This window comes from Streptosporangium sp. NPDC005286, assembly GCF_040607515.1.
Classification (GTDB): domain Bacteria; phylum Actinomycetota; class Actinomycetes; order Streptosporangiales; family Streptosporangiaceae; genus Streptosporangium.
In genome coordinates this window covers 20,275-31,603 of the sequence record NZ_JBEXGU010000091.1, presented here as the reverse complement: position 1 = coordinate 31,603, position 11,329 = coordinate 20,275, and the positions used below count along the sequence as shown (strand labels likewise).

The following is an 11,329-nucleotide window of genomic DNA, read 5'->3' as shown; positions in this document are numbered from 1 at the left end:
CCCTGCCCCGCGTTCACCTGCCCCGCGTTCACCTGCCCCGCGTTCACCTGCCCCGCGTTCACCTGCCCCGCGTTCACCTGCCCCGCGTTCACCTGCCCCGCGTTCACCTGCTACGTGTCGCCCGTGCCACTCCCGGGCCGCGCCATTCCGGGCCGCGTGGCCGTGCGCTCGGCCGCCTCTGTCCCCGTCCGGGTTTTCTCCCCGCGCCCCCGGCGGGTGAGTCTCCAGGCGCGTGCAACGTCTCGGGGCGCCCGGAGCGTAGTGCTCGGTGACATACACCGAGCAGGGAGGACCCCCCGATGCGAGACCGGGCCGACTTCGAGCGCTATGTGGAGCAGCGCTCGGCCCGCCTGCTGCGGACCGCCTACCTGCTGTGCCGCGACTGGGGCACGGCGGAGGACCTGCTGCAGACGGCCCTGGCCAAGGCGTGGCTCGCCTGGCGGAGAGTGGGCGACGATCCGGACCCCTACGTCTACCGCATCCTGGCCAACACCCATGCCAGCTGGTGGCGGCGCAGGTGGCGGGGGGAGGTGCCGAGCGCGGACCTCCCCGAGACACCGGACGAGGCCGCGGAGGACGCGGTGGCCGGCCGGGAGGCGGTCAGGCAGGTCCTGGCCGGGCTTCCCGGCAGGCAGCGGGCCGTGATCGTGCTGCGTTACTTCGCCGACCTGCCCGACCAGCAGATCGCCGAGATCCTCGGCTGCTCGGTGCCGACCGTGCGCAGCCAGGCCAGCCGGGCACTGCGCAAACTGCGGGTCGATCCCGCGACCGTCGCGATCACCACGGGGAGCTGAGATGACGATCACCGAATTCGAACTGCGCGAGATCCTGACCGGAGACGGGGGCGAGGATCACAACAGGGGCGTGGCCGTCGCCGACGTCCACCGGCGGGTCCGCGCGATCAGACGCCGCCGCTGGGGCGCGGCCGGTGCGGCGGCCGCGGCCGCCCTCACCGTCGCGGTGGCACTCAACGTGCCCCTGGGCGGCGGCACGGCGAGCGACGCCGACGTCTGGACCGGAGTGATGGCCCGGCCGTCCACCGGCACACCGACCACGTCACAGCCGTTGGGAGGGCCCTACCCGGGGCGCGAGGTCGTGACCCGCGGCTACAAGACCGGTGGGACACGTGAGGAACTCCGGCTCGGATCCCTGACCGGCCCGGCGATGGTGAACGTCCACTGCTCAGGACCGCTGCGGCGGGCGATCGTCTGGATCGACGACGGCCCTCCCAGAAGGCAGCTCTGCGGAACCGGCCCCGACGGATTCACCATGGAGATCTTCCAGGAGGACCGGAGCACCGGGGCGATCAAGGGTATGGAGATTCTGAAGGCAGGGGAGCGGGTCGTGTCCGCGGTCGTGCTGCCCGGCGAGATCGACAGCACGGGCAAGACGATCAACATGCTGCTCGAAGGGATGGACGACTACTTCGAGGGCTGGGAGGCACAGCTCAGCGAAGCGAAACCCTTCCCGCTGAAGTGGTCGGTCAGCGTGCGGAAGATGATCTCCTCGACCTGCCAGGACAACGTGCGCCAGGTGGACCCGAGAACCGGGAAGGTGGTCCTGCTGCGCTGCGAGGGCGAGGCCACCGTACCCCCGAGAGTGCCCTGAGCCCCCTCGTGAGGTCCCTGAGCTGCGGAGCCGGGCACGGTGGGGTTCAGGCGGTGGCGAGCACCCTTCGCCGGTGCGCGGCCCGGTCGTAGCGTTCGAGCAGCACCGTCGCGAGCTCCGGGGCGGCGCCCAGCACGTCGGCGACGACGTCGGCGCCCGCGGCCAGCGTCTCGCGGCGGATCTTGTCGGCGAAGTGGCCGGGGGCCAGCAGGTAGGGGGCGATGACGACCCTGGCGGCCCCGGAGCGCCGCAGGCGCAGCACCGCCTCCTGCGGGGTGGGACCGGCGGCCGAGGCGTAGGCGGCGCTCACCGACCGCCAGCCGCGCCGTGCGGACCAGTCTCCGGCGATCTGGGCGACCGTCGCGTTGGCCCGCGGGTCGCTGGAGCCGGCCGAGACCAGCACCACGGCGGTGCCCATCTCGCCGGGCTCCACCCCCGCCTCGGCCAGCCGCCGCTCCAGCGCGGTGACCAGCAGTGGGTGCGGGCCCAGGGTGGCGCCCGCGTGCACGCGCAGCAGGGGCCGGCGGGCCGTCGCCTCGGCCAGCGCGCCGGGGATGTCGACCCGGCTGTGGTAGGCCTCGGTGAGCAGCAGCGGCAGCACCACCGCCTCGGTCAGTCCCGACAGCGCCGCAGGGAGCGTCGGGGCGGCGTGGTCGAGGTAGGCGGTGCGCACGAGGAGTTCCGGGCGCGCAATCCGTACCAGGTCGAGCAGGTCCTCCACGGTCGCGGCGGCGCGCGGGTCACGGGACCCGTGCGCCACCGCGATCAGCGGTGTCACGGAAGCGGCGCCGGGGGAGCGCCACGTCATACGTGCAGCCCGCACTCGGTCTTGCCCATGCCGGCCCAGCGACCGCTGCGCGGGTCCTCTCCCGGGGCGACCTGGCGGGTGCAGGGGGCGCAGCCGATCGAGGGGTAGTTGTCGTAGTGCAGCGGGTTGATCAGCACTCCGTTGTCGGCCATGTAGTTGTCGACGTCGTCCTGCGTCCAGCTGGCGATCGGGTTGATCTTGACCATCTGGCGCTTGGCGTCCCACTCCACGACCTTGACGCCGGCGCGGGTGGCCGCCTCGTCGCGGCGGATGCCGGAGACCCAGGCGAGGTAGGGCTCCAGCGCGCGGTTGAGCGGCTCGACCTTGCGCAGGTAGCAGCAGAGGTCGGGGTTGCGTCCGAACAGGCGCGGACCCAGGTCGCGCTCCTGCTCCGCGACGGTCCGGGACGGCTTCACGTTGATCACGTTCACGTCGTAGACCTGCTGGACCGCGTCACGGGTGCCGATCGTCTCGGCGAAGTGGTAACCGGTGTCGATGAACAGCACGTCCACGCCGGGCTTGACCCGGCTGACCAGGTCGATCAGCAGGGCGTCGGCCATGGAGGCGGTCAGGCAGAGCCGGTCGCCGAAGGTCGCCGCCGCCCAGCGGATGATCTCCAGGGCCGAGGCGTCCTCCAGGAACCGGGAGGCCGACTCGACGATGTCCTGCAGCTCGAACGCGCTCCGCTGCTGCCGTAACCCGATCTCGATGTCCACCAGTGTCATCGCTCGTTCACCCAATCCTCATTCGCCCCGCGGAGCGGTGCGCTCGTCGCGCCGGAACTCGCCGTCTGGACCGTGCGGCTCGCGAGGGCCTCGCCGGCCCTCGCGTGGACCGCGTCGGATTCGCCGCGCGTCACGAGCGCACCCCGATTCCGAGAAACTTCAACTTGAAGGCACGCGCGCACGACCGGCAGTACCAGCCGCCGTCGCCCTCGTAGGGCTCCAGGTCCTCCTCGCCGCAGTACGGGCAGTGGAAGGGGACGGCGCGCTCACTCATCCGTTTCGCCGTTCACTTCAGGTCCGCGTCGTCGGCGCGCTGCACCCAGTCGGAGAAGGTCTCGTCGTCCTTCTTCTGCTCCTCGAAGTTGCGTAGCACCCGCTCCACGTAGTCGGGAAGCTCCTCGGAGGTGGTCTTCAGGCCGCGGACCTTGCGGCCGAAGCCCGGGTTGACGCCCAGCGAGCCGCCCAGGTGCACCTGGAAGCCCTCGACCTGCTCACCCTTGTCGTTGACGACGAGCTGGCCCTTCAGGCCGATGTCGGCGACCTGGATGCGCGCGCAGGAGTTGGGGCAGCCGTTGACGTTGATGGTCAGCGGGTTCTTGAAATCGGGCAGCCGCTGCTCCAGCTCGTCGATCAGGTTGGCCGCGGTGGCCTTGGTCTCGACGATGGCCAGCTTGCAGAACTCGATCCCGGTGCACGCCATGGTCTGGCGCCGGAAGGTGGAGGGGTTGACCTGCAGGTCGCCGGCCTCCAGCTCGGCGACGAGGCTGTCGACCTGGTCGGGCGCCACGTCGAGGATGACCATCTTCTGCTCGACGGTGGTGTGCACCCGGTTGGAACCGTGCCGCTCGGCGATGTCGGCGATCAGGTGCAGCTTGTCACCGTCGAGGCGGCCGACCTTCGGTGCGAAGCCGACGTAGAAGTTGCCGTCCTTCTGCGGGAAGACGCCCACGTGGTCCCTGCGGCCGCCGCGCGGCTCCTCGGGCGCGGGGCCGTCGGGCAGGGCGTGGCCGAGGTACTCCGTCTCCAGGATCTCCCTGAACTTCTCCGCGCCCCAGTCGTTGATCAGGAACTTGATCCGGGCCCGGTGCCGCAGGCGGCGGTAGCCGTAGTCGCGGAAGATGCCGATCACGCCGCCGTAGGCGGGGGCGACCTGCTCGGGGGTGAGGAAGACCCCCAGCCGCTTGCCGAGCATCGGGTTGGTGGACAGGCCGCCGCCCACCCAGAGGTCGAAACCCCGCTCGCCCTTGTCGTTCACGACGCCCACGAACGCCACGTCGTTGATCTCGTGCACGGTGCAGTGCGCCGGGCACCCGCTCACCGCCGACTTGAACTTGCGCGGCAGGTTGGAGAAGGCGGGGTCGCCGATGTAGGTGTCGTAGATCTCCTGGATCTGTGCGGAGCCGTCGAGGACCTCGTCGGTGTCGATCCCGGCCAGCGGGCAGCCCAGGATGACGCGCGGGGTGTCGCCGCAGGCCTCCGTGGTGGACAGGCCCACCGACTCCAGGCGCTCCCAGATGTCGGGGACGGCCTCGATCTCGATCCAGTGGAGCTGGATGTTCTGCCGGTCGGTGACGTCGGCGGTGCCCCGGCCGTAGAGGTTGGAGATGTCGGCGATGACCCGCAGCTGCGCCAGGTCGAGCCGGCCGCCGTCGATCCTGACCCGGAGCATGAAGTAGCGGTCGTCGAGCTCCTCCGGCTCCAGGATCGCGGTCTTGCCGCCGTCGATCCCGGGCTTGCGCTGGGTGTAGAGACCGAACCAGCGCATCCGGCCGCGCAGGTCGGAGGGATCGATGGAGTCGAAGCCCCGCTTGGAGTAGATGTCGATGATCCGCTGACGGACGTTGAGCCCGTCATCGTTCTTCTTGTTCTCCTCGTTCTTGTTCAACGGTTCGCGGTAACCGAGAGCCCACTGACCTTCGCCACGCGGGCGCTTGTGGTGTCGGTTGACCGGCCGGGCCGGGGTCGTCATGTGCGCGTCCTTTTTGAGGCTCGATGGGATGATTTCCGGACGCGCACGGGCGGCACCTCCCGCCTCGTCGTTGAGTGCGGGGGTCGATTACTCAGAGGAGGACGCCTGTTACGCGGCCGAGCTGGGTGAAATCAGCAGAGGGCGACGGTTAACGGACGTCACAACAGATGGCACTGCGGACACGCAGAAGGTCGACGTGGCGTCGCACGACGAGCAATGGGTCCGCTGGCATGTCCCTGACGATACCTTGGTGGCACCGGATGTCCAATGTCGGGTCCACAATCTGGACGCGAGGGCGAGATCCGGGCCCGGGTCATCCCTGGCGCGGCCAGCCCATCGCCGACTCCCTGGGCCTGTCGGCGGGCTTGTGCTGGCAGTCGCACCACGAGCCCCCTCGACACTTATCGTGCCGCCGTGCCTTGCACTCCTGGCAGATCATGCCTCCATTCTGCGCTGTTCCCTCTAGAACATTACTCGGTTACCCTGGCCTTGGCTGGAACAGGGAGGCGCCATGGGCCTGGTGGACGAGCTGCTGGCGGATCTGCACGCCGAGACGGCCGAACTCGACGCGATGATCGGAAGGCTCGGCGCGGAGGAGTGGGAGCTGGCCACCCCGGCCGAGGGCTGGATGGTGCGCGACCAGATCAGCCATCTCGCCTGGTTCGACGACGCCGCCACCGTCTCCGCCACCGACCCCGACGGGTTCCGGGCCGCCCTGCCCGCCCTCCTGGCCCGTGGCGACTCCGCGGTGGACGAGCTCGCGGTCGCCTCACGCAGCCTGGCCGCCGGCCAGATACGCGACTGGTTCCGCGAGGCCAGGGCCCGCGGCCTGGAGGCCTTCGCCCGGCTGGACGCCGGTGCCAGGCTGCCCTGGTACGGGCCCGACATGTCGGTCGCCTCCTTTGTCACCGCGCGCCTGATGGAGACCTGGGCTCACGGGCAGGACGTGGCGGACGTGCTCGGCGTCACGCGCGCGCCGACCGCCAGGCTCAGGCACGTGGCGACGCTCGGGGTACGCGCCCTGCCGTACGGCTTCGCGGTGCGCGGCCTGGAGCCGCCGGCACAGCCGGTACGGGTGGAGCTGACCATGCCCGACGGATCGCCGTGGGCGGCCGGACCCCCGGGCGTCCCCGATCTGGTCCGCGGCACCATGCTCGACTTCTGCCTCCTGGTGGTCCAGCGCCGCCACCTCGCCGACACGTCCCTGCTGGTACGCGGCGAGACCGCGAGGGCCTGGACGGCGGTCGCGCAGGCCTTCGCCGGCCCCCCGGGCAAGGGAAGAGCCCCCCTCGGCCAAGGGGAGAGGTAGGGATTTTTCAGGGGAGTACCGGATGGAAGCGAGGCTGTTTCACCTGACATCCTTGTAAATATGCGGACTTTGTTGAACGTCATCTGGTTGGTCTTCGCGGGAATCTGGCTGGCGATCGGCTATGTCCTCGCGGGCATCGTCTGTTGCATTCTGATCATCACCATCCCGTTCGGCATCGCGTCGTTCCGGATCGCCGCCTACGCGCTGTGGCCCTTCGGCCGGACCGTGGTGCGCGACCCCGACGCGGGGGTGATGTCCACCATCGGCAACGTGATCTGGTTCGTCGTGGCCGGGATCTGGCTGGCGATCGGGCACCTGCTGACCTCGATCCCGCTCTTCCTGTCGATCATCGGAATCCCGCTGGGCCTCGCCAACCTCAAGCTGATCCCCGTCTCCCTGCTGCCGCTGGGCGCCCGGATCGTCGACAGCGACGACGCCCAGGCGTTCTACCACAGGTGACCCGGGCAGGCGGGTGAGATTCGATCGTTGCCCGCCTGACTCGTGATCAAGCACGGCTAGGAATACCGTTGTGTGGCATGACGTCCACTGATGCCCCGGCCCAGCGGCCCGGGCCCAAGCGGCGCCCTTCGCGCGGGCCCGGGACATGGCTGCGCACGGGCCTCGCGTGGATTCGCGGTATGGATGTCTGGACCCGGCTGCGGGCGGCGCTCGCGTGGATGCGCGGAACCGACCTGTGGGCGCTGGTCACCGCCACCACGAACGCGGGCGTCACCTACCGCGTCACCGGCCTGGCGGGGGAGGCGGCCTTCTTCGCGCTGCTGTCGCTGCCGCCGTTCATGCTCGGCCTGATCGGCGTGCTCGGCCAGCTGACCCGGGTGTTCGGCCCCGAGACGGTCAAGAACGTCAGCGACTGGATCGACCAGCAGGCCCACCTGCTCTTCACGGACAACGCCGTCGACACCGTCGTCACCCCGCTCATCGAGGACGTGTTGAAGCCCGAGAACCAGGTCTCGCTGATCTCCCTGGGCTTTCTGCTCGCGCTCTGGTCGGGCTCGCGGGCGCTGTTCGTCTACGTCGACCTGATCTCGGTCGCCTACGGCCTCGGCGAGGAGCGGGGCATCATCCGCACCCGCCTGATGTCCTTCGGGTTCTATCTCGCGGGGCTGCTGATCGGGCTGGTGGTGATGCCCGTGCTCGTTCTCGGTCCCGTCGCGCTGCGCGGTGCCCTGCCGACCGACTACGCCCCGCTGGTCGACGTCCTCTACTGGCCGGTGGTCGTCATCGGCTCGGTGATCTTCCTTACCCTGCTCTACCACGTGAGCGTGCCGGTACGCACGCGCTGGTGGCGCGAGCTGCCCGGGGCGGTGCTCGCGCTCGTCATCTGGATCGTCTGCGCCGCCGTGCTGCGCGCGGTGCTCGCCGCCTGGTTCTCCCCGGTCTCCATCTACGGCTCGCTCGCCGCGCCCATCGCCGTACTGCTCTGGCTCTACATCACCGCGCTGGCCGTGCTCATCGGGGCCACGCTCAACGCCGAGGTCGACCGGCTCTGGCCGGTCGACGGCGCAGGTCGCGCCAGCCGTATGGGTTAGTCCGCTATCGTCTATGCGGCGACTGGCGCATAGGGTGGGAGAGACCACCAGGGAGCTGAAGGGCGAGAAGGCCGAGCGCCTGGGTCTTCACGCGATGTCGACGATGACAGGGGAGTGAAGGCGCATGAGTGCTCTTTCCAGCGTGGATCCGCAGATCGCCGAGCTCATCAAGGCCGAGGAGCGGCGGCAGGCCGACACGGTCAAGCTGATCGCTTCGGAGAACTACGTCTCCAAGGCCGTCCTTGAGGCCACGGGCACCGTCCTCACCAACAAGTATTCCGAGGGCTACCCCGGCAAGCGCTACTACGAGGGTCAGCAGGTCATCGACCAGATCGAGACCATCGCCATCGACAGGGCCAAGTCCCTGTTCGGGGTGAACCACGCCAACGTCCAGCCCTACTCGGGCTCGCCCGCCAACCTCGCGATCTACCTGGCCTTCCTGAAGCCGGGCGAGACCGTGATGGGCATGGGCCTGCCCTTCGGCGGCCACCTGACCCACGGCTGGTCGGTCTCGGCCACCGGCAAGTGGTTCAACCCGGTCCGCTACGGGGTTCGCAAGGACACCGGTCGCGTCGACATGGACGAGGTGCGCGAGATCGCCCTCCGTGAGCGACCCAAGGTGATCTTCTGCGGTGGTACCGCGATCCCGCGCACCATCGACTTCCCGGCCTTCGCCGAGATCGCCCGTGAGGTCGGGGCCGTGCTCGCCGCGGACATCGCGCACATCGCCGGCCTGGTGGCCGGTGGCGCCCACCCGTCCCCGGTCGGTTACGCGGACGTCATCTCCACCACCACCCACAAGACCCTGCGCGGACCCAGGGGCGCCATGCTCATGGCCACCTCCGACGAGCACGCCACCGCCCTCAACAAGGCGGTCTTCCCCGGCCTGCAGGGCGGCCCGCACAACCACACCACCGCGGCCATCGCGGTGGCGCTGAAGGAAGCGGCGACCGACGACTTCAAGGACTACGCCCGCCAGGTCGTCCTGAACGCCAAGGCGCTGGCCGAGGAGCTCAGCGGCCGCGGCTTCGACCTGGTCTCCGGTGGCACCGACAACCACCTCATCCTGTTCGACCTGACCCCCAAGGGCATCGGTGGTAAGCCCGCCGCCCAGGCCCTGGACAAGGCGGGTCTGGAGACCAACTACAACACCGTGCCGTTCGACACGCGCAAGCCGTTCGACCCGTCGGGCATCCGCATCGGCACCGCGGGCGTGACCAGCCGCGGCATGGGCGTCGCCGAGATGCGGCAGATCGGCGCCTGGATCGACCAGGTCGTCACCGCCCTGGCCAAGGACGAGGACGAGGCCAAGCACGTCATCACCCGAGTCCACGGCGAGGTCAGGGAGCTCACCTCCCACTTCCCGGCACCCGGCCTGTGACCGAGCACTCGCGGACGGTGCACCGGGCACGCTCGGGGCCGTGCCGACGAGGCTGAACAGATCTTCAAGGGCCGGATCCGTCAGGGCCCCGGGACGCCACGCGCCCCGGGGCCCTGACGCGTTCCCCGGCACGGCCAAAATGGGTTTGCACCGGGCGGGAGGGGCTGCGCTATGGTTCTCCGGAAGACGTCGTTCGAGAGACGGGCGGCCGTGAGCCACGAGGAGGTGGAGATCATGCGGGTTGTTCTGATGATCATGCCATCCACCAACCTCCGGGTGCCCGCCTAGCCGATTCACGACGGGGCACCCGACCTTCCAAAAGGGTGTACCCACGTTGTCTTCGCCAATCATCTCTTCTTCGGCCGCTCTCACCGCGCTCGGCTGGAACGACTTCTTCGCCGCCGAACTCCCCGCCGGTCTGACTCCCGCCCGGGTGTCCCGCGTCGATCGCGGTGCCGCCGAGGTGCTGTCCGCCTCCGGTCATCTCCGGGCCGACTACGGTGCCCGGGTGCGGCGCGAAGCCGCCGCCGATCCCGTGGCCCTGCCCTGTGTCGGTGACTGGGTCGGGCTCCGCCGGCTGGCCGAGGGCCGCTTCGAGTTGGAGGCGCTCCTGCCCCGGCGCACCGCGTTCGTGCGTGGCGGTGTCGGCAGGGTCTCCAGGAGCGGGCTCTCAGGTGACTCACAGGGGCAGGTGCTCGCCGCCAACGTCGATGTCGTCTTCGTCGCCGAACCCGCGCTGCACGCCACCGACACCGCGGATCTGGGCAGGATCGAGCGGCTGCTCGCGCTCGCCTGGGAGAGCGGTGGCCGTCCCGTGGTGCTCGTCACCAAGTCCGACCTGATCGGCGAGGGGCTCGACTTCCTGCTGAGGGAGGTGGCCACGGCGGCGCCGGGGGTGGACGTGCACCCGGTCTGCTCGGTCACCGGGGAGGGGGTCGGCATCGTCCGCGAATACCTTGAGGGCACGCGCACCGCGGTGGTGCTCGGCGCCTCCGGCGCGGGCAAGTCCACGCTCGTCAACGCCCTGGCCGGGGCGGGCGTCATGGAGACCCAGCAGGTCAGGGCCGGCGACGGCCGGGGGCGTCACACCACCGTGCACCGTGAGCTCATTCCGCTGGCGAAAGGCGGACTGATCATCGACACGCCCGGTATCCGCCGCATCGGCCTGTACGACATGGGCGAGGGCGTGGACATGGTCTTCTCCGACCTGGAGGAACTCGCCGAGCGCTGCAGGTTCGGCGACTGCCGCCACGACAGCGAGCCGGGCTGCGCGGTGCTCGCCGCGATCGAGGACGGCACGCTTCCCGAGCGGCGGCTGGAGAGCTGGAACAAGCTCCAGAGGGAGGCCGCGTGGATGGCCTCCAGGAGTGACGCGCGGCTCCGCAAGGAACTGCAGAACAAGTGGAAGATCATCCACAAGGAGATGCGGAAGCCGGGCCGCAACAGGCCGTGAAACGCGGAAATGCCCGCCGTGCGGTGATCTGCTTCAGACACCGCATGTGCGGGGCCCGACACGACAACGTGTGATCTCGCAAGGGGTGCGCGAGATCACACGTACGGGGGAAGCCGGGTGGAGGTACTGCTCAGGCGACGGCGCTGATGCCGGCGCTGGCGGCGCGGCGCATGCGACGGCGACGCTCGGAGGCGCGCTCGTCCTCGTTCAGACCGCCCCAGGTGCCGTACTTCTCCGGACGGGACAGCGCGTAGTCCAGGCACTCGGCGCGAACAGGGCACTGGGCGCAGATCGCCTTGGCCTTACGTTCGCGGATGTCACGCTCGGGCTGACGCTCACCGTCGGGACCGAAGAAGAGCACGAGGTCCTCGCCCCGGCACGCGGCGTCATCCTGCCATCCCCAGCTGGGCCGAGGCCGGGCGGTCTGCCGACGTACCTGAGACATGAGAAAACCACCTTATAGTTGAGAGGTATTTCTGGTTGATGCCGCATTTGGACGCTTGTGGCGTCCCTGGATCCAACGCCT

14 protein-coding genes and 1 riboswitch are annotated in these 11,329 nt (G+C 69.7%); of the genes, 7 read left to right on the top strand and 7 right to left on the bottom strand.

Annotation, left to right across the window (positions count from 1 at the left end; genetic code table 11):
• The coding region (locus tag ABZU75_RS28165; RefSeq protein ID WP_355560310.1) for a hypothetical protein at nt 1–92 on the bottom strand (92 nt) is incomplete at its 3' end.
• Nucleotides 93–299: 207 nt separating this feature from the next.
• Between ABZU75_RS28165 and ABZU75_RS28160 the strand changes: the two genes are divergently transcribed.
• Together ABZU75_RS28160 and ABZU75_RS28155 are read left to right on the top strand one after the other, a co-directional pair.
• On the top strand, nt 300–794 hold the full coding sequence (locus ABZU75_RS28160) for a SigE family RNA polymerase sigma factor (RefSeq protein WP_350917040.1): 495 nt from the start codon (nt 300–302) through the stop codon (nt 792–794).
• 1 nt (nt 795) lies between these two features.
• The gene (locus tag ABZU75_RS28155) at nt 796–1,608 is read left to right on the top strand and encodes a hypothetical protein (RefSeq protein ID WP_355560294.1); all 813 of its coding nucleotides are present in this window, start codon (nt 796–798) and stop codon (nt 1,606–1,608) included.
• Between the two features lie 46 nt (nt 1,609–1,654).
• Here ABZU75_RS28155 and ABZU75_RS28150 read toward each other — a convergent pair whose 3' ends face one another.
• The 5 genes from ABZU75_RS28150 to ABZU75_RS28130 form a co-directional block, all read right to left on the bottom strand.
• On the bottom strand, nt 1,655–2,416 hold the full coding sequence (locus tag ABZU75_RS28150; protein ID WP_355560291.1) for a sirohydrochlorin chelatase: 762 nt from the start codon (nt 2,414–2,416) through the stop codon (nt 1,655–1,657).
• Nucleotides 2,413–3,141 (bottom strand): phosphoadenylyl-sulfate reductase, encoded by a 729-nt coding sequence (locus ABZU75_RS28145; protein ID WP_355560288.1) that lies wholly within the window; start codon nt 3,139–3,141, stop codon nt 2,413–2,415. Before ABZU75_RS28145 ends, ABZU75_RS28150 begins: the two co-directional genes overlap by 4 nt.
• A gap of 130 nt (nt 3,142–3,271) precedes the next feature.
• The gene (locus ABZU75_RS28140; RefSeq protein ID WP_184616917.1) at nt 3,272–3,415 is read right to left on the bottom strand and encodes an Insertion element protein; all 144 of its coding nucleotides are present in this window, start codon (nt 3,413–3,415) and stop codon (nt 3,272–3,274) included.
• Between the two features lie 12 nt (nt 3,416–3,427).
• A complete protein-coding gene (locus ABZU75_RS28135) occupies nt 3,428–5,110 on the bottom strand; it encodes a nitrite/sulfite reductase (RefSeq protein ID WP_350917027.1) in 1,683 nt (560 codons plus the stop codon).
• 148 nt (nt 5,111–5,258) lie between these two features.
• On the bottom strand, nt 5,259–5,342 hold the full coding sequence (locus tag ABZU75_RS28130; RefSeq protein ID WP_350917820.1) for a putative leader peptide: 84 nt from the start codon (nt 5,340–5,342) through the stop codon (nt 5,259–5,261).
• A 279-nt stretch (nt 5,343–5,621) separates the two neighbouring features.
• Between ABZU75_RS28130 and ABZU75_RS28125 the strand changes: the two genes are divergently transcribed.
• From ABZU75_RS28125 to rsgA, 5 genes are all read left to right on the top strand, one after another.
• The gene (locus ABZU75_RS28125; protein ID WP_355560283.1) at nt 5,622–6,419 is read left to right on the top strand and encodes a TIGR03084 family metal-binding protein; all 798 of its coding nucleotides are present in this window, start codon (nt 5,622–5,624) and stop codon (nt 6,417–6,419) included.
• Between the two features lie 60 nt (nt 6,420–6,479).
• Nucleotides 6,480–6,878 carry a YccF domain-containing protein gene (locus ABZU75_RS28120; RefSeq protein ID WP_355560280.1) on the top strand — a complete coding sequence of 133 codons (399 nt, stop codon included), beginning with the start codon at nt 6,480–6,482 and terminating at the stop codon, nt 6,876–6,878.
• Nucleotides 6,879–7,057: 179 nt separating this feature from the next.
• Nucleotides 7,058–7,969 carry a YihY/virulence factor BrkB family protein gene (locus ABZU75_RS28115; RefSeq protein WP_355560277.1) on the top strand — a complete coding sequence of 304 codons (912 nt, stop codon included), beginning with the start codon at nt 7,058–7,060 and terminating at the stop codon, nt 7,967–7,969.
• A gap of 8 nt (nt 7,970–7,977) precedes the next feature.
• Nucleotides 7,978–8,061, top strand: a riboswitch (ZMP/ZTP riboswitch).
• 32 nt (nt 8,062–8,093) lie between these two features.
• Nucleotides 8,094–9,350 carry a serine hydroxymethyltransferase gene (gene glyA / locus ABZU75_RS28110; protein ID WP_343967454.1) on the top strand — a complete coding sequence of 419 codons (1,257 nt, stop codon included), beginning with the start codon at nt 8,094–8,096 and terminating at the stop codon, nt 9,348–9,350.
• 334 nt (nt 9,351–9,684) lie between these two features.
• Complete coding sequence (rsgA, locus tag ABZU75_RS28105) at nt 9,685–10,803, top strand: ribosome small subunit-dependent GTPase A (protein WP_355560273.1); 1,119 nt, start codon at nt 9,685–9,687, stop codon at nt 10,801–10,803.
• A gap of 130 nt (nt 10,804–10,933) precedes the next feature.
• Here the strand turns inward: rsgA and ABZU75_RS28100 are convergent, their stop codons facing one another.
• The gene (locus ABZU75_RS28100; RefSeq protein ID WP_012893126.1) at nt 10,934–11,248 is read right to left on the bottom strand and encodes a WhiB family transcriptional regulator; all 315 of its coding nucleotides are present in this window, start codon (nt 11,246–11,248) and stop codon (nt 10,934–10,936) included.
• Nucleotides 11,249–11,329: the final 81 nt, after the last annotated feature.